The sequence below is a fragment of the Massiliimalia timonensis genome, assembly GCF_900186585.1.
In the GTDB taxonomy this organism is placed as follows: Bacteria; Bacillota; Clostridia; order Oscillospirales; family Ruminococcaceae; genus Massiliimalia; species Massiliimalia timonensis.
Window position 1 is genome coordinate 984,535 of sequence record NZ_FYDD01000003.1, and the last position, 17,228, is coordinate 1,001,762.

General features: G+C 48.3%; 16 protein-coding genes and 1 pseudogene. 6 read left to right on the forward strand and 11 right to left on the reverse strand.

Going from position 1 to position 17,228, the window contains the following annotated elements; genetic code table 11:
* The 6 genes from CIB36_RS06855 to CIB36_RS06880 all read left to right on the forward strand — a co-directional run bounded on the left by CIB36_RS06855 (position 1) and on the right by CIB36_RS06880 (position 6,482).
* Positions 1-579 carry a nitroreductase family protein gene (locus CIB36_RS06855; protein ID WP_093988770.1) on the forward strand — a complete coding sequence of 193 codons (579 nt, stop codon included), beginning with the start codon at positions 1-3 and terminating at the stop codon, positions 577-579.
* Between the two features lie 9 nt (positions 580-588).
* Positions 589-750 (forward strand): hypothetical protein, encoded by a 162-nt coding sequence (locus CIB36_RS06860; protein WP_203226435.1) that lies wholly within the window; start codon positions 589-591, stop codon positions 748-750.
* Positions 751-763: 13 nt separating this feature from the next.
* A complete protein-coding gene (locus tag CIB36_RS06865; protein ID WP_154825642.1) occupies positions 764-2,287 on the forward strand; it encodes a response regulator in 1,524 nt (507 codons plus the stop codon).
* 176 nt (positions 2,288-2,463) lie between these two features.
* Positions 2,464-2,907 (forward strand): MarR family winged helix-turn-helix transcriptional regulator, encoded by a 444-nt coding sequence (locus CIB36_RS06870; protein WP_093988772.1) that lies wholly within the window; start codon positions 2,464-2,466, stop codon positions 2,905-2,907.
* A gap of 31 nt (positions 2,908-2,938) precedes the next feature.
* Positions 2,939-4,669, forward strand: a complete 1,731-nt coding sequence (locus CIB36_RS06875) for an ABC transporter ATP-binding protein (protein ID WP_093988773.1) — start codon at positions 2,939-2,941, stop codon at positions 4,667-4,669.
* Positions 4,662-6,482 (forward strand): ABC transporter ATP-binding protein, encoded by a 1,821-nt coding sequence (locus CIB36_RS06880; protein ID WP_093988774.1) that lies wholly within the window; start codon positions 4,662-4,664, stop codon positions 6,480-6,482. The genes CIB36_RS06875 and CIB36_RS06880 overlap by 8 nt, the downstream gene beginning before the upstream one ends.
* Positions 6,483-6,553: 71 nt before the next feature.
* Here CIB36_RS06880 and CIB36_RS06885 read toward each other — a convergent pair whose 3' ends face one another.
* The 11 genes and pseudogenes from CIB36_RS06885 to CIB36_RS06930 all read right to left on the reverse strand — a co-directional run bounded on the left by CIB36_RS06885 (position 6,554) and on the right by CIB36_RS06930 (position 17,053).
* Entirely contained in the window at positions 6,554-7,093 is a 540-nt protein-coding gene (locus tag CIB36_RS06885; RefSeq protein WP_093989021.1) for a methylated-DNA--[protein]-cysteine S-methyltransferase, read from the reverse strand.
* 120 nt (positions 7,094-7,213) lie between these two features.
* Positions 7,214-7,705: a hypothetical protein gene (locus CIB36_RS06890; RefSeq protein WP_324612368.1), complete on the reverse strand. Its 492-nt coding sequence runs from the start codon at positions 7,703-7,705 to the stop codon at positions 7,214-7,216.
* Positions 7,682-7,933, reverse strand: a pseudogene (locus CIB36_RS13655) (alpha-galactosidase); the annotation flags it as partial. The pseudogene CIB36_RS13655 and the gene CIB36_RS06890, both read right to left, overlap by 24 nt.
* Before the next feature lie 141 nt (positions 7,934-8,074).
* Positions 8,075-8,818 (reverse strand): ATP-binding protein, encoded by a 744-nt coding sequence (locus CIB36_RS06895; RefSeq protein ID WP_093987802.1) that lies wholly within the window; start codon positions 8,816-8,818, stop codon positions 8,075-8,077.
* Positions 8,808-10,376: an IS21 family transposase gene (gene istA, locus CIB36_RS06900; protein ID WP_093987658.1), complete on the reverse strand. Its 1,569-nt coding sequence runs from the start codon at positions 10,374-10,376 to the stop codon at positions 8,808-8,810. The genes CIB36_RS06895 and istA overlap by 11 nt, the downstream gene beginning before the upstream one ends.
* Before the next feature lie 173 nt (positions 10,377-10,549).
* A complete protein-coding gene (locus tag CIB36_RS06905; protein ID WP_203226436.1) occupies positions 10,550-11,152 on the reverse strand; it encodes a hypothetical protein in 603 nt (200 codons plus the stop codon).
* Between the two features lie 52 nt (positions 11,153-11,204).
* Positions 11,205-12,860, reverse strand: coding sequence for an alpha-glucosidase (locus CIB36_RS06910; protein ID WP_093988776.1), 1,656 nt, complete (start codon positions 12,858-12,860; stop codon positions 11,205-11,207).
* A gap of 94 nt (positions 12,861-12,954) precedes the next feature.
* Positions 12,955-14,055 (reverse strand): ADP-ribosylglycohydrolase family protein, encoded by a 1,101-nt coding sequence (locus tag CIB36_RS06915; RefSeq protein WP_158662614.1) that lies wholly within the window; start codon positions 14,053-14,055, stop codon positions 12,955-12,957.
* Between the two features lie 59 nt (positions 14,056-14,114).
* The gene (locus CIB36_RS06920; protein ID WP_093988778.1) at positions 14,115-15,107 is read right to left on the reverse strand and encodes a LacI family DNA-binding transcriptional regulator; all 993 of its coding nucleotides are present in this window, start codon (positions 15,105-15,107) and stop codon (positions 14,115-14,117) included.
* Between the two features lie 204 nt (positions 15,108-15,311).
* Positions 15,312-16,172, reverse strand: coding sequence for a carbohydrate ABC transporter permease (locus CIB36_RS06925; protein ID WP_093988779.1), 861 nt, complete (start codon positions 16,170-16,172; stop codon positions 15,312-15,314).
* Positions 16,172-17,053 (reverse strand): carbohydrate ABC transporter permease, encoded by an 882-nt coding sequence (locus tag CIB36_RS06930; protein ID WP_203226437.1) that lies wholly within the window; start codon positions 17,051-17,053, stop codon positions 16,172-16,174. Before CIB36_RS06930 ends, CIB36_RS06925 begins: the two co-directional genes overlap by 1 nt.
* Positions 17,054-17,228 lie beyond the last annotated feature (175 nt).

A 17,228-nucleotide genomic window follows, 5' to 3' on the forward strand; every position in this document is an offset into this window, starting at 1 on the left:
ATGGAATTTTTTAATTTGGTAAAGGTTCGCCGTTCTATCCGAAAATATCAGAACAAGCAGATCGAACGAGAGGATTTAGAAAAAATTATAGAAGCGGGACTTTATGCTCCTAACGCCGGCGGCGGTCAACGGACAATCATTGTTGCCATTCACAACAAAGAATTGTGTGAAACAATCGGAAAATGCAATGCTACAAAATTTGATAGGAGCAAATTAGCAGGCTCTTATGTATCAAAGGAACAGCCCAGCTTGATCGACGACCCTACGATAAAAAGCGGTTTCTATGGCGCGCCTACTGTCTGTGCGGTTTTCGCTCCAAAGAATTTTTTATATAGTATTCCCGACACTTTTTGTTGTGCGGAAAATATGGTACTGGCTGCCGCGGAGTGCGGGCTTGCATCCTGTATTGTGGCACGAGGAGAGGAAACCTTTGAGAATGAAATCGGTGCAGAACTCTTGAAAGAATGGGAAATTCCAGACAACTATATTGCCCGTTGTTTCGTTTTGCTGGGTTATTGTGAGGGAGAATACCCACAGGACAAGCCGAGAAAAGAAAACCGCAGTTTGATTGTCGAATGAGGTGATGATATGGACGCACAAACTTGTTTGAAAAAACTGGAATATGTAGGTGTATTAAATTTTGCTACTGTGGGACTGGACGGAACGCCACAGATACGGTGTGTTAGCGCCATTCACTATGAACCGGATAAACTCTACCTTATCCGTCATACCACCACAGTTCAAAAGTGAGGAGAAAGTCTATATGGCACGTTTTGTAATCATTGATGATGAATATTATTTCAGACAATCGTTAAAGGTCATCCTGTCGGAGACAGAACTGGATATTGAATGTGTTGGGGAAGCTAACAATGGGGAGGCCGGGCTTTCACTAATCTCCCAAGCCTCTCCGGATTTTGCGATCGTAGACATCAACATGCCGGTACTAGGCGGGTTGGAAATGATCCAGCAGTATGTCCAAACGGGCGCTTCCTGTCATTTTATCCTGCTGACCGGCTATGCAGAGTTTGCCTATGCTAAGCAGGCGGTCGGGATCGGCGTTGATGATTATATTTTAAAACCCGTTGACCCGGAAGAATTGGTCGAGGCGATCCAGCGCACGCTTCAGGCGATCGAGGCACAGAACTCTGTTCAACAAAAAATGAACAGGATGCAAAGAAATATTCTATTTCAAAATCTGTTCCTTTGCTGGAACGAAACAGAGGTGTCACGCTGCCAATCTATAACCAACCACTGGCATTTCCCCGTTTACCGCTGCATCATCCTGTGTTATCCTCAACGCGACCAAGCTTTCATTCAGGATAATATTGCCGAAAAATGCATCCATACCAATATTGAGGACCTGATCATAGAAAAATTTTCCTATTATCCGGACAAACTGTGTTACCTGCTCAATTACAGCACAGAAGAGGCTTTCCACGCTCTGACAGAGCATATCGCATCTGTCATCCGGCATATCAACTGCAAAATTGGGATAGGGGCAGCCTACAAGAACTTATCCGAATTTCACCATTCCTATTATCAGGCAATGATCTCTGCCAACTATCTGGGAAATGAAAAAATCACCTTGTATCACGATACTCTGGAAGCAAAGGGCTCCCAAGAAATCGCTTCCAAATTTTGTCCACAGCTGACGCTTGCTGTCACCTCCGGCGACGCCCAGAAAACCACCCACCTTTTTGAAGAGCTAGAAAAAGAGTGCGCCCGTCTTCAGCTTGGATACTATGATTTTCTAATGCTGTACATCCCAGTTTATCATAGTATGACTGCTTTGATTCGGAAGCATCATCTGGAGCAAGAGGCTGGTTCCTTTACAAAATTCCATGAACAGCTTGGTCAGATCCGCCCTGTAAAGGAGCTTTTGGACAGCCTGAAGGAAACGGGAGAAAAGCTATGCCAAATGTTCTGTACCGCAGAAACTCATAACGGCTATATTAGCCAGATCCTAGAATATATCCATGAACACTACCGGGAAAGCAACCTAAGCGTTGCCCTGCTTGCTAGCCATTTCAGTCTGAATTACGGTTATCTTTGTACTATGTTTAAAAAACATGTCGGCACAACGATCAATAACTATATTACCGAGCTTCGTCTTGAACAGGCAAAATCTGCCCTTGACGCAGGCAATACAAGCATTTCCCAAGCTGCTTCTTCGGTGGGATACACCGATCCCTCATATTTCTGCAAATGCTTTAAAAAGAAGTATGGCTCTTCCCCGCAGCAATACATAACGGCTTTGTCAAAAACCTACGGGTCATTTCAGCACTGAGATATTGCCGTGCCTGAAAAAAGTGTTCATTTAAAATACAGCTTTCCCCTCCTTTACTGAAATGAGGAGAAGTGTTAAGTTTTTATGAAGTATGATTTCATACTTGACATTAGTATGAAATCATACTATACTATTGTCTGAAATAAGTCCGAATTCATACTTAAGGAGGTCCTTTTATGCCGGAAAAAGCAGAAGACATGGTCCGGGAATTTAACCGGATTGATAAGGAATTAAACGATCTGTATCATGATATTGCCTTAAAAATAGGGATTTCAGACAGTGCCTTTACGGTTTTTTACATCATCTGTGAGCGGGGCGACGGCTGCCTGCAAAGGGATATTTGTTATGAAGCGTTTGCAAATAAGCAGACGATCAACTCCTCCATTCGCAAGCTGGAACGGGAGGGCTATCTTTATTTGCAGCAGGGCCGGGGCCGGGACAAACACATTTACCTGACCGAGCTTGGAAAGGAGTTTGCACGCAGGCACATCCTCCCCGTAATCCAAATGGAAAACGATGCTTTTTGCGATCTGGAGCTTGAGGAACGACAACAATGCCTGCGCATCTTTAAAAAATATGTAGCTGGATTTAAAGCAAAAGCACAAAATTTTTTAGCATGAATCAATTTTTTATTTAGGAGGATATTCCACAATGAAAACGATCTTACGGTTTCTTAAACCGTATCAGCGTTTATGTATTTTCACCTTACTTGTTATGGTACTGGATGTTGCAGGAGGGCTGCTGATCCCTACTATCACAGCTGATATGATCAATGTAGGGGTCAATAACGGCGATATGCAGTACCTCATCCGCAAGGGTATTCTTATGCTGGCTATCACCCTGATCACGAGCATGGGCGCTTTGCTGGGAAGCTATCTCAGCGCCGACCTTTCCGCGCGGATCGGACGGGATATGCGCAATGCGCTTTACGACGCTTCTCTTTCCTTTTCTGCTTATGATTTTGAACAATTCGGAACAGGTTCCATGATCACCCGAACCCTGAACGACGTCAACATCGTCCAGCAAGGAGTCGTGTGGTTCATTCAAATGGTACTGCCTGTTCCAGCAGTCTGTATCATGGGGATCATCATGGCTTTTTCCATTGATACGGCAATGGGGTTTCTATTGATCGGCGCTACCCTGTTTGTGATTTTACTGGCAGTGTTTGTTACCAGGAAGGCCTCTGTCATCTTTGACAAGTTGCAAGCATTTTTGGACCGGATGAATGTTGTTCTGCGAGAAAATGCCACAGGGGTACGGGTGATCCGTGCTTTCCATAAAGAAAAATATGAAGAGAAACGGATGAAAAAGTCCTTTGAAGATTACGCGGAATCGGCCATCAAGGCAAACCGGCTGTTTGCCGGGCTGGAAAGTGCCGCGCTGCTTGCGATCAATCTGTGTATCGTACTGATCCTTTGGGTAGGCGGCAACCGGATCGGCGCTGGCGCTATGGAGATCGGTGATATTACCGCACTGACCCAATATGCGGTGATGATCCTGTTTTACATTATCATGGCACAGATGGTCTTTATCATGATCCCAAGGGCAATGATCTGCGTGCGTCGTATTTCTGCTGTACTGTCCCACCAGCCCGAAATCAAAGATGGAAACACAGTTTCCTCCATACAAGCTGACAACGAGGAGGTCGCACGCTTTGTAAACGCGGGATTCCGCTTTTCCGACGCGGATGAAGAAACCCTGTCCAACTTAAATTTCACCTGTAAGCGCGGACAGACTACTGCTATCATCGGAAGTACCGGAAGCGGAAAATCCACTATCGCCAAACTGATTTTAAGGTTTCACGACGTGACTTCCGGTGTTGTTTTGCTAGGTGGCGCTGATATCCGCACACTGCCACAGGCCCGGCTTCGGGACCGCATCGCCTATGTGCCGCAGAAAGCATGGCTGTTCTCCGGAACGATCGCCGACAATCTACGCCACGGAAACACCCAAGCCTCAGAACAGGAAATGAAACATGCGCTGGCTATTGCACAGGCCCAGTTCGTAGAGGAGTTACCGGAAGGGTTAAATTCCCGGGTATCGCAGGGAGGCACGAACTTTTCCGGCGGTCAGAAACAGCGTCTATCCATAGTACGGGCGCTGATGAAAAAGGCCGATTTGTATATTTTTGATGACAGCTTTTCCGCCCTCGATTTTAAAACCGACGCCGCGCTCAGAAAAGCATTGAGAGAGGAAACAAAAGACGCGGCGGTACTGATCATTGCGCAGCGGGTCAGCACTATCATGAACGCCGAACAGATCGTCGTACTGGAGGATGGAAAAATCGTTGGGATCGGCGACCACGCTTCCCTGCTGGAAACCTGTCCTGTTTATCAGGATATTGCAAAATCACAGATGAAAGGGGCTGAACCGAATGAGTGAAAACAATAATCCCGAATTGCTTGACGATGGGATGGATTTTGAAACGCCCCGCCATACCGGGAAAACACTTGGGCGGCTTTGGCGCTCAGTCAGTGACCAGTATAAACGGCTGGCAGTCGTTTTAGTATCCGTAATTCTGTACACCTTGCTTTCTATTGCCGCTCCAGTGTACAGCGCCTATATTATCGACCTGCTGTGGGATGGGATCAAGGCCGCGTTTACCGAGGGAGCCGCATTTCGGATCACTTGGGAATACGGCGGACGGGACATCTTTTTCCTGTTGCTCATCTATCTGGCGACTGCTTTATTCTACACACTTCAGTCTTACCTGATGTCCAGCTTTGCTGAAAAGCTCAGCCTTCGCCTGCGGACAGAGATCAGCCTAAAATTGAGCCGGCTGCCGCTCTCCTTTTTTGACAGGACAAAAACCGGGGCGATTTTAAGCCGAACGGTAAATGACTTGGATAAAATGGCGGAAGCCCTGCAAACTGGGATGTTAAAGCTCTTTACCGCCGCGGGCATGGTGGTGGGTTCCTTGATCATGATGTTTCGCTTCAGCGTGGTACTCACCTTGATCTTTCTGGTATTTACAGGCCTTGCCCTATTTTTTACCAATCTGTTCTCTGCCAAAACCTTAAAGTATGCAATCCAACGGCAGCAGTGTGTCAGCAATGTGACCGCCCAGGTGGAAGAGGCATACAGCGGGCGGGTCATTATCAAGGCGTTCAATCAGGAAGACAATAGTTCCAAAGCAATGCACAAGGCCAATGAAGAACTGGCTGCGGCTACCCGAAAATCGGAATTTATGATCAACGCCATCAACCCGGCGATCCGGCTGGTAAACCGTTTCGGTCAGGTGCTGATCGCTGTGTTTGCAGGGAAAATGCTGTTGGACGGCACTTTGACCGTTGGGGTGTTCCAGGCGTTTTTCCAATATGTGAACCAGGCTTCGGAACCACTGACAGAGGTCGCCTATATGGTAAACAGCATGCAGTCCGCTTTGGCTTCACTGGAACGGATCTATGACATGCTGGATGAAGAGGAAGACTCCCCCGACCCGGCCTGCCCTGCTGTGATAGAACAAGCAAAGGGCGCTGTTACATTTCAAAACGTCCGTTTTGGATATACTCCGGAGCAGGTCCTCATGCAGGACATCAGCTTTCATGTAAAACCGGGGCAGAAAATTGCGATCGTCGGCAGTACCGGCGCCGGAAAGACCACCCTGATTAACCTCCTGATGCGGTTTTATGAGGTCAACAGTGGAAGTATTTTGCTGGATGGAACTGATACCAGGCAGCTTTCCCGCGCGAATCTGCGGGGCAATTTTGGAATGGTTTTACAGGATACCTGGCTCTTTGGCGGAACGATTGCGGAAAACATCGCCTACAGCCGGCCGAATGCCTCCCGAGAAGAGATCGTTGCGGCCGCAAAATCCGCCCGGGTGGACTTCTTTGTCCGCACCATGTCGCACGGATATGATACGGTGCTTTCTAACGATGCGGAAAATATTTCTGTCGGTCAGCGTCAGCTTTTAACGATTGCCAGGGTGTTCCTTTGCGATCCCGCTGTCATCATTCTGGACGAAGCGACCTCCAGTGTGGATACCCGCACGGAAATGGAGATCGGCAAAGCGATGAAAGCGCTGATGAAAGGCCGCACCAGCTTTGTGATCGCCCACCGCCTGTCCACTATTGTTGATGCCGACCTGATCTTGTTCATGCAAAACGGGAATATCATCGAGCAAGGCGACCACCAAACCTTACTTCAGGCAAAAGGCGCATATGCAGAGCTTTATTACAGCCAGTTCCAATAAAGCGCAAAAAAGGACCTCAACCGAAAAAACGGTTGAGGTCCTTTTTTGCGCTAAAACTAAAAACGATCGCGCTATAAAGCCGTCCCCTTTTTGGGCAAAAAAAATCCTTCCATATTCACCCCTTCTAGGGTAAGCAATTTGATTTTTTTATCCAGCCCGCCCGCATAGCCTGTCAGGCTACCGTTCGTTCCGACCACCCGATGGCAGGGTATGATAATGGAAATTGGATTATGTCCCACAGCGCCGCCCACTGCCTGAGCCGACATTCTCCAAACGCCGCGTTTTCGGGCGATTTGCTTGGCTATTTCTCCGTAGGTCGTTACCTCCCCATACGGTATCTCGCACAAAATATCCCAAACCTGCCTGCGAAACTCACTGCCCGCCGGTGCAAGAGGAATTGCGGAAACAGCGGGTTTTTCCCCTGCAAAATAACGATCCAGCCAATTTTTGACCCGGGAAAAAACTGGACGGTCATCACAAACAGCTACCTCTTCCCGCAAAGATCCAAGAAAATACTTTTGCCCTTCTATCCACAGGCCAATCAATGCTCCTTCCCGCTCGGCAAGCAAAATATCACCGACCGACGATGGATAATGCGTTGTGTATATCATCATCCTCCCCCCTCTTCCATAATAACCCCATTATATCATCCCATGGCAAGTTCCGCCAGCCCCACAATGCCTAAATAAAAAATCCCCCTGTCTAATAGGACAAGGGGGTTTTTATCTATCTTATTTTTTTAGGCGATAAACGACAGCTCCGTGCGGGGCAATCCATGCTGAAAGCTTTTCGGTTTCTGTGCCTTTATCTTCCTTGGCCCAAAGATCCCGCACCTGATAAGTACCGGCGATCTCCAATTCCTCAAAGCAGGCCGTAACCTGTGCCGCCGAATCAGACAGGTTAAACAGCGCCGCATAGACGCTGCCGTCCTCCTGATCGGTGCTTTTCCATACACAGGCTTTTTCCGTACGGTATACCTGATGCGCGTTTGTTCCGAAGCGCTGCATCCGAAGGATCTCTGCGTTGGTGAGCAAAGACAGGGTGAAGTCATCGTTATTTCTCATCTCCCCGCCCATGATAAGCGGCGAGCGGAAAATGCTCCACAAGGACATCATGGTGTATTGTTCCTCTTTGGTAAAGTTTGTCCAGGTGGTGTCAAATTCCAAGCCTGCGGCATCTTTCCAGTCATTCAAATACAGGCGCAGGCTTCCCAGCGGGAGCATATCGCAATCCGGCCAGTTTCCCGGAGACACCTGTCGTTCCCACACCTCACAGCGTTCAAACATGGCTAAAAGCAGATCCCACCGATCCCAGAAGTCGTCTGTAAGGCGCCACATATTGGCATTTTGCCGCAGGTGCCATGATTTTTCGATCACCGCCGGTCCCGGGGAAAGGCTTAATACCATTTCCCGGCCGCATTGATCGATTGCCCGGCGGATCATCTCAATTTCTTTTTCCGCCGAGTATGGGGTATCCGGATACGCACTGGTTGATTATTTCACGCCAAGGGATCCGGGTCTGAGCTTTGCTCAGACCCACTGATTTTTCTCTCAGACCCAGCAATACGCTTTTGGGATCCACCGGTGTGTTTTTTACCTTTTATGCTTGGCACAGTATTCCCTCATATTGGTGCTGCCAGTTTCAATCCAGAAGGCTGTGTATGCGTAACGGTCTACAATCGCTTCTGCCCGTACTCCTTCGCCCAGACGTTTCACCCAGTCATCCTTGCGGTATTGTGTACAGAAGATGGTAGAGGTTGTATCCGAGCGCCTTTCCATAAGTTCAAACAGGAAGTAGAGTTCCGCATCCGATATGTCAGACACCAGCCACTCATCCAGTATCAGGAGAGGTATCCGGCTGTAACGTTCAAGCAGCTTCCTTTGATTCCCGGCAACTACGGTGGAGTCCCCATACTCCATTAGCAGATCAGGCAGCCTGACATACCGTACCCTGACATGGTTCAGGCAGGCTTCTTTTCCCAGGGCACAGGCCAGGTAGGTCTTCCCTGAACCGGTAAATCCCTGGAGGATGATGCTCTGGTGCAAACCGATGTACTGGCCACTGAACAGGTTCTCAATGAGCTCCCTGTTTAATCCGCGGCTGGCATAGATGACTCCCTGCCGGTTTGCCTGCGGAAAACGGAGCTTTGCTGACTTGATCAGCCGCTGTATCTTCCCATTGTATTTCTCCTGGTAAATGTAGTCCACCAGCCGCTGCATCCTTTCATCGAAGGGCAGGGCTATTGTCGCAGGATCCGCCTGCTGTACCTCCAGCCCTTTGATTGCCTCGCCCAGATTAATTTCACGCAGCTTGCGCCTGGTCTCTTCATTGATCATCTCTGCCACCTCCGTAATAGCTGCTTCCCCTCAGGTATCCCATCTGGGAATGGTCCTTTGCATTTGCTTTTTTGCGCTCTACGTAAATCTCATCTTGATTGGATGCAAGGATCGAATTAAGATGGTGGTAACGGGGCTTTTTAATCCCGCTGGTGATGGCAAACTCACAGGCAGCTTCCAGGCGCGCTTCGGAGTATTTGTTGCTCAGTCTCAGGACGGCCAGCGCAGGGTTATAGCCCTGTTCTTTTATGGGAACCCCCTCAAAGATACGGTCAATCGCCTGTACCGTATAATCGCCGATGGATCGTGCCCAGTTTTTGATCCGGATATCATCCCATGGGGAAAACTTGAACTTATCCGGCATATCTTCCGGATGGGTGGAATACTGGTTCCTCCGGCCAGCCGGGAAGCGGTTATGCGTGGCTATGCGAGCAGAACCGCTGTAGATCTCCACGGTGCTGTCCGTAACCTTTAGGTCAACACTCTTCCTGGCGTACTGGTAAGGACAAGAGTACCGGTTATACTCAAAGACGACATGGTAGTCGATGTTTACCTTCCTGCCATAGACCCACGTGGCGATCTCATAAGGGACAGACGGCAGTGGATGCAGGAACGGCTTCTCATCCAGGTAAGCGTCATAGCGGCTCCCTTCACGTTTCTGGAAACTATCGTGGTTGAAGCCGTAGAGCTTTTTTGCAACGGCAGCTTTCAGATCCTCAAAGCTGTAAAAAGTCTCGTTCCTCAGCCGTGCGATGATCGCTGTTGCAATCTTCCCCACTGTGCCTTCCACGGAAGCTTTCTGTTTGGGTTTACAGATGCCTGCCGGCATGATGGCTGTCTGGTAGTGGCTGCCCAGGGCTTCATAATCCGCAGTCAGGACAACTTCCCCTTCTCTGGGATGGGATACAACGCCCGTCTTCAGGTTATCGCAGACAAGACGCGTGGCAACCCCGCCGAAGAACCCATACATGTGGATGTGGGCGCGGATAAAGCTGTCCATCTTCATGTCCCGGCAGGGTTCCACGTAGGAGTACTGGCTGTAGGGCAGTGTCCCTACAAACAGGTATACGGTTACGATCTCCCCTGTGGAAGTGTCGACATAGGTCATGGTAGGCCCTGACCAATCTACCTCCACAGCAACGCCGGGCTTATGTTCCAGGTGGTTCGTAAGCTTGTTTACAATCGTGTATTCGCTGTAGCCCTGGCAGTATTTCGTATATCCCATGGGAATGTTGCCAGACGCCCTGCATTTGTCCTGGTATTCCTGCCAAAGGAGCTTCAGCGTCACGCCCGTACGTTTCAGTTCCTGATGGACATACTCGTAATCCGGCTTGTCATACAAGCTTTCCAGGGCAAACTTGTCCGGATAAAACTTGCGGTAAACCGTATCCTCATCCATCTGGGCGATGTCCTCATAGGATATGCCCATCCTGTCAGCGATGTGGAACACATCACCGACAGAGTTCTTTGAAATGTGCCTGCTGGCGGCGATTGCATTCCGCCCCATCCCGGCACTGCGAAGCTCCAGTATCAGCTTCACGTTAATCTTTTTGGCCATGTTTTCGGCCTCCTTTCATAGAATCGGAGACTATTTCTCCAATAAAGATTCTACAAAAGAATAGCTGAAGTAAAAACCTGGCCTCTCGGCATCGGGGCGGATCTATTGCATGAACTGATCAATGGTGGATCACTTATGTGTACTGGTGGATCTCAAAAGCGTATCGATGGCCCTCATAGCGTGAAATATTCACTGGTATTGCAAATATCGTCTACCTTAATAAAATCCACGCCCCAGGAGGCATACAATTCAAAAATAGAGTCATAGTAAGCCTGCGCGCCCTCCAGATCGGCATTGATACCATACATATCCGCATTCCACCAGCATATCGAGGTACTGGAAGCGATCTTGTCACAGGTAGTACCTGTTCCCTTCACCGGCAAGTGTTGGTGCACTGCCTGCCGCGGGACCCCGCGCATGATATGGATTCCAAATTTTAACCCCATATCATGGATCTTTTCAGCAATCGGCGCAAAGCCCTTTCCTCCTGCCGCTGATGGAAACCGTTCCGGTGCAGGAAACTGTCTGCCGTACTCGTCCATCTCCAACTGTGCAAAAGGCATATAAAAAGGGACTTCCCTGCCCGATGCTACCTTTCCAGCGTTGGGTTCAGACCACTGGATATCACAAACGATATATTCCCAGCCGTACTGCTTTAAGTATTTCGCCATATATTCGGCATTTCCCAGAAGCTGTTCCTCATTTACCGCCGGGCCGTAGCAGTCCCAGCTGTTCCAGCCCATAGGCGGCCGTAAAGCCGCATGATCTTTCTTCATATTCCGTTTCCTTTCTCAAAACAGGCACATTTTGTCCTATGGTATTCTCCCCTTATTTCAAGGAAAGGACCACCGCCTGATAAGGAGCCATTGTCAGCGTTCCGGCCTCCTGCTCCAAATTATCACAGTTATTCAGCAAAATCTCTTCTACTTCTTCACTTACACGAACTGTCTGCGCCTTGCCTGTGAAGTTGCAGAATATCCCTGCCGTCTTGTCCTCCAGCACCCTGCGGTATGCAATCAAATAGTCCTCCGCCTCTCTTTGCGGGATAAACTTCCCTTCAGAGAAAATCTCTTTCCATTTCGGATCACGCCGCAGTGCTACCAGCTTTTTATAATAGGACAGCACTGAGCTTGGATCTCCCTGCTGAGCGGCCGCATTGATCTGCGGATAATTCGGATTGACCGGGATCCATGGTTCAGTATCACTGAAGCCTGCATATTCGCTGTCATCCCACTGGATCGGGGTACGTCCGTTGTCCCGGCTGTATTCCCTCAGTTCTTGCAGCAGTGCTTCGGTATCTCCTCCGTTTTCCACACATTCCCGGTAACGGTTATGCACCATAACGTCTTTAAAATCCTCAATGCTGTTCCAAACGCTGTTGGTCATCCCCAATTCCTGTCCCTGGTAGATAAACGGCGTCCCCGGCAGGAAGAAATAGATCGTTCCCAGGCATGCCGCGGAGGTACGGCTTTGGTCTTTCGGTTCCAAAAACTTATTGATCCCGCGCGGCTCGTCATGGCTTTCCAAAACGCCCCCGCTCCAGCAGCCTAAGCTTGAGATTTGCTCCTGGGAATCAAACATCTTCTGCCGCCAGCGGTGCACTGCTTCTTTGGAGGATTTGTCCGCCTCCCCCTTCATATCGTACCAGTTAAAATCAAAGATCATAGAGAAATATCCGTTTTCCCCTGCATAATCAGGGAAGTAGTCCATTGAAACGCCGACTGCTTCCGCCACTGTCATGGCGTTCCGTTTGCCATAGGTCCGGTCCCGCAGCTCGGTCAGAAATTCACCGATCCCCGGGTAGTTCTGGTAGTTTTCGATCTGGTAAAGCGAACCGTCCGGCGTTGGAACGGAGGCAAAGGTCAGATCCTTTTTGATAAAGGTGATCGCGTCCACCCGGAACCCCGCGATCCCTTTATCCAGCCACCAGTTTACCATATTATAAAGTTTTTCCCGCAGGTCTGGGTTCTCCCAGTTAAAGTCCGGCTGGCGTTTGTCAAAGGTATGCAGGTACCATCTTCCGTCCGGAACCTGTGTCCATGCCGGACCGCCGAAGTTTGAACGCCAGTTGTTAGGCGGCTGGCCGTCCTCTGTTGTTTTAAAGATGAAATAATCCGCTTCTTCGCTTTCCGGGTCCTGTACTGCTTTTTGGAACCACGGATGTTCGTCTGAACAGTCATTGACCACCAAGTCCAGTAAAACACCGATCCCTTTTTCCTTCGCTTCCTGAATCAGAGCGTCAAGGTCCTCATTTGTTCCAAACATCGGGTTGACCTGATAATAGTCGGAAATATCATAGCCATTGTCCACCATCGGGGACTGATAGCAGGGGTTGATCCAAATTAAGTTGACCCCTAGTTCCTTTAAGTAATCCAGCTTGCTGCGAATCCCATTAAAATCCCCGATCCCATCGTGGTTGGTATCGCAAAAGCTTTGCGGGTATACCTGATATACGACCGCCTCTTTCCACCAATCTTGCTTCATCTACAGTTTCCTCCCTTCGTGTCCTTCCGTATCATAAAAATAACAGCCGGGGATCCGTCTGTCCCCGGCTGTCTGTCCAGCGACAGGAAACTCGTTATTTTGATACGATCTCTGCCGCCTTCATTGTTTTTTCTGCCAGTTCTTTGATACTGATCTTCTCCGGCAGCTCAAAGGCATATTTTTCATATCTCTGGCAACCGTCGTACTGGTCCCATTTGTCCCAGATCATGTTTACCATGATCCCGTTCAGGAACTCTTTCCAGCTTTCCGGGATCGCCTTTTCTCCAACAACAGCGCCCATCACGCCCCCAACGGTACAGGCATTGCAGTCGGTATCATACCCCAGTTGGATAGACAAGCTCATCGTTTCTGCAAAATCCCCTTTTCCGAAATACAGAGCCAACAATACCAGCCCCGCATTTGGAATCGCATCCGCTATATGATGTTCCGGAAGGGCCGAAAGAAAGTCCTTTCTGGCTTGTTTCCAGTCCGTGTTTGCACGTGCGGTTGCATAGGCTCGTTCCACTTCCTGTGAAAAGACGGTGTCGTGGTCCAGCTCAGACAGCGCATATTCAATGATATCGGTCACCCGGTCCATCCTCATTGCGGCATTTTGAAGCGCCGCGCCAAACACAGCCCCTTCACAGCCTTCTCTGCGATTCACCATAGAGCCGTATTCCAGCGCACGGCTTCTAACCGTTTCCGGATGCCGATAGGTCAAAATCCCAAGGATCTCATTATAAATCAGGGCGCAGATACCCCAATCCTTAAAATATTCTGTCAGCGGGATCCCCGAATCGATGTCCAGATGTTCCGGGGGTTTAACCCCTTTGGCAAACTGTTCGATCGCGTGCCGGCCTTCCCCAAAGTTTCGGTAGTTAAGGTTTTTGACCCATACCTGTCCTAATTCCTCTGGAGTTGGATAACGCCCTAATTTAAGGATCTCCTCTACCATCAGCCATTCCATTAGAGTATCATCGTCAGCCATGCCACCGTATCTAAGCAAGATATCATATACATTGAACGCCCAGTCGGTGTGCTGATACCGATTTACAGAGGTCAATATTCCATCAATGTGTTCTTCGACGGGCTGATCCTGATACTTATTTTCAAAAAACAAACCATTGTTGTTTCCCGCGATCATTCCAGTCCATGCGCCGTATATCTTATCAAAAATTTGTTCGTTCTTATGCATCGTTGTTTTCCTCCCTGAAAACATCAACCGATTCTATCAAAATTGGCCGTTTTATCAGGCTATACAGATTTGGGACGCGTACTTCCCCGTACCTTTAATTCGACCGGCAGGACTGTACGCGTTGCAATCACTTTTTTGCTTCGCCGTCCAATAATGCTGTTAACCGCGACCTCTGCCATCTTTTTGACAGGCTGATGGATCGTTGTCAGCTGCGGAGTTGTCAGCTGGCACAGTTCCACATCGTCAAACCCGACGACCTGCAACTGCTCCGGAACATTAATCCCATGCTCATGGCAATACTGCAAGATCTGCGCGGCCATGGTGTCATTACTGGCAAAGATTCCGTCTACATCAGGCATCTGCGCAAATACTTCCTGGATAATCTGCGTATAAGAACGTGTGTAAAATTCCTGTTCCGTGGTTGCAAAGATTTGGTAAGGGATCCCCGCTTCCTGGCATACCCGTTCAAAAGCAACTGCACGCCTATCGCCCGGAAGCCCTTTAGAAAATTCACCGCTGATATGCAGAAGCTTTTTGCACCCGCATTCGATCAGGTGACGTGTTGCAAGCTCGCCCCCCTGCTCGTTGTCACAGCGGATATTGATTCCATATCCTCCGGACTGGCGCTCGATCATGACAATGGGCATATCGCGCTCTACATATTTTTCTACATCAGGCGTCCGGCTGGCGATTACCATTCCGGCAACCTGATTAGATTTGAGCATGTCAATATATTCCTGCTCCTTTTCTACCTGAGCTTGGGAATTGCACAAAAGGATCTTAAAATTTTTCTTAAAGCAGTACTGCTCTAAATAATAAGCTAACTGGCTAAAAAACGGATGCTGGATCGTGGGGACAATCACCCCGATCATATTGGAATGTTTTTTTGTCAGTGAGCGTGCCAGCTCATTGGGCTGGTAATTCAATTCTTTCATGCTCTGATATACTTTAGCACGGGTCTTTTCGCTGATATATCCCCGGTTATTTAATACCCGCGATACCGTCGTTACCGTGACCCCTGCCCGTTCAGATACATCTTTTAAGGTACTCATGGCCAAAACCACCTTTCTTCGGAATATAATAAATATTTATTAAATCGCATTCAATATCCTAGTATGATCCCTCCGAAAAAATTGTTTGACCCTATTTTGCTTCTCTGTTTCACCAGTCGTACCCCCGTATTGTTCATAATGGCACAAATTCTCTATCATATCGCACAGGCGATACGATAGAGAATCCTTTTTACAAAAGGCCTATTACGATTTGACAGCCCCGGAAACAACGCCGGCAATAATATGGCGCTGTAAGAACAGATACAGAATAATAACTGGGGTCACCGTCATAACCAACGCCGCCATGATCAGTCCAAGGTCTGAGGTATAAGTACCATAGAACCGGTAAGTTGACAAAGGCAAGGTAAACAAATCGCGTTTTGTCAAAATCAAGCTCGGCATCAAATAGTCGTTCCACAACCACAAAACGTCCAACACCACCAGGGTGGAGGTCATTGTTTTCAGCAACGGGAATACGACCCGGAAAAACGTCTGGTATTTATTACACCCGTCTAATAACGCCGCTTCCTCCAGCGAAATCGGGACCCCGGATTTGATCGCCCCGTGGTACATAAATACCGCAAGACCCATACCAAAGCCGAAATTCAAAAAGATCAGTGTTGCACGGTTGTTCAGCAGATTCAAGGTGTTTCCATAAATGCTGACCAACGGGATCATCAATGCCTGGAACGGAATGATCATCGCTGCCAGCATCATCCCAAAGGAGATCCGGCTGGCCAGATATTTTGTCCGGACAAATACATATGCTGCCATTGCTGCAAACAGCACGATGATGATCATACTGATCACTGTGATCAAAAACGAGTTCATAAAGGACAGCGGAAAACGCATGGATTCAAACGCTTCCGGATAGTTGTCGAAGTAGAAGCCCTGTGTGTCAATCAAAGAAAGCGGGTTCCGTACAATACTGACCTTCCGCTTAAAGGAATTGATCAGGACCATAAAGAATGGGAACATATACGCGATCAAAAGAATAAACAAAACCACCAGTTTCACAATGTGGCCGACCCGCGCTTTGGTTCCGCCGATCACGCTTTTACTCATTACGCATCAACCTCCATTCTCTTGCCCAGATAGGTCTGTGTCAGTGCTATTGCCGCAACTACAACAAACAAAATAATGGCTTCGGCCTGCCCAACTCCATATCTCTGTGAGTTGAAAGCCATCTGATATACATACATTGCAGCCATCTTAGTCGATTCATACGGTCCGCCGTTTGTCAACGAAAGGTTCAAGTCGTAAACCATAAAAGTACGGGTTACCGACAGGAACAGACAGATAACAAATGATGGAACCATCAATGGAATGGTAACATAACGGGTCACTTGGAAACCAGTACATCCATCTATACTGGCCGCTTCAGTCAGATCCTTTGGAACGCCGACAAAGCCCGCCACATAAATCAGCATCATATACCCGGAATACTGCCATACTGTTACAATGACAAATGCCCAAAATGCAGTAGTCGGGTCGGAAAGCCATGATTTTTCAAACAATGGGATCCCCAGTGTCTGTCCAATTACCGGCAGTGTTCTTGTGAATACAAACTCCCAGATAAACCCTAGTACGATACCGCCGATCAGGTTCGGGGTAAAAAATCCAGCCCGAAGGAAATTCTGCGCTTTCATTCCGCTGGTCAGCAAATATGCCAAAATAAACGCTACTATATTGATCATGATGACAGAAACAATTACATAACCCAATGTCAGCAGCAACGATTTCCAAAAGGCGCCATCCTGGAATACCGTAATATAATTTGCAAATCCCACCAGATTTTTATGGTTTCCAATGCCGCCCCAATCCGTAAAAGTCAGGTAAAGACCATAGATGAAGGGAATTATAACGACTGCAATAAACCCCACCATCGCAGGGCCTGCAAACATCAAAAAGTGTTTTGTTTTGCCTAAAAATGTTTTCTCTTCCATAATAAGGCCCCTTTCCTTTCTTATGCCATTTCGCGGAAAACAAATATCCCGCCTAAGGCGTCCGCAAGGCAAAGCTTTGCCCTGCTGGTCACCGTTTAGACTAATCAAGCAGAAAAATTACAAACAGCCGGGGAAAGAGGTTTTATGCTGCCCCTTTTGTTTATAAATCTTCCCC

Coding starts and splice junctions, on each gene's coding strand:
- CIB36_RS06855 (WP_093988770.1), top strand. CDS start 1: ATGGAATTTTTTAATTTGGTAAAGGTTCGCCGTTCTATCCGAAAATAT.
- CIB36_RS06860 (WP_203226435.1), top strand. CDS start 589: ATGGACGCACAAACTTGTTTGAAAAAACTGGAATATGTAGGTGTATTA.
- CIB36_RS06865 (WP_154825642.1), top strand. CDS start 764: ATGGCACGTTTTGTAATCATTGATGATGAATATTATTTCAGACAATCG.
- CIB36_RS06870 (WP_093988772.1), top strand. CDS start 2,464: ATGCCGGAAAAAGCAGAAGACATGGTCCGGGAATTTAACCGGATTGAT.
- CIB36_RS06875 (WP_093988773.1), top strand. CDS start 2,939: ATGAAAACGATCTTACGGTTTCTTAAACCGTATCAGCGTTTATGTATT.
- CIB36_RS06880 (WP_093988774.1), top strand. CDS start 4,662: ATGAGTGAAAACAATAATCCCGAATTGCTTGACGATGGGATGGATTTT.
- CIB36_RS06885 (WP_093989021.1), bottom strand. CDS start 7,093: ATGATATACACAACGCATTATCCATCGTCGGTCGGTGATATTTTGCTT.
- CIB36_RS06890 (WP_324612368.1), bottom strand. CDS start 7,705: ATGCTCCCGCTGGGAAGCCTGCGCCTGTATTTGAATGACTGGAAAGAT.
- CIB36_RS06895 (WP_093987802.1), bottom strand. CDS start 8,818: ATGATCAATGAAGAGACCAGGCGCAAGCTGCGTGAAATTAATCTGGGC.
- istA (WP_093987658.1), bottom strand. CDS start 10,376: ATGGCCAAAAAGATTAACGTGAAGCTGATACTGGAGCTTCGCAGTGCC.
- CIB36_RS06905 (WP_203226436.1), bottom strand. CDS start 11,152: ATGAAGAAAGATCATGCGGCTTTACGGCCGCCTATGGGCTGGAACAGC.
- CIB36_RS06910 (WP_093988776.1), bottom strand. CDS start 12,860: ATGAAGCAAGATTGGTGGAAAGAGGCGGTCGTATATCAGGTATACCCG.
- CIB36_RS06915 (WP_158662614.1), bottom strand. CDS start 14,055: ATGCATAAGAACGAACAAATTTTTGATAAGATATACGGCGCATGGACT.
- CIB36_RS06920 (WP_093988778.1), bottom strand. CDS start 15,107: ATGAGTACCTTAAAAGATGTATCTGAACGGGCAGGGGTCACGGTAACG.
- CIB36_RS06925 (WP_093988779.1), bottom strand. CDS start 16,172: ATGAGTAAAAGCGTGATCGGCGGAACCAAAGCGCGGGTCGGCCACATT.
- CIB36_RS06930 (WP_203226437.1), bottom strand. CDS start 17,053: ATGGAAGAGAAAACATTTTTAGGCAAAACAAAACACTTTTTGATGTTT.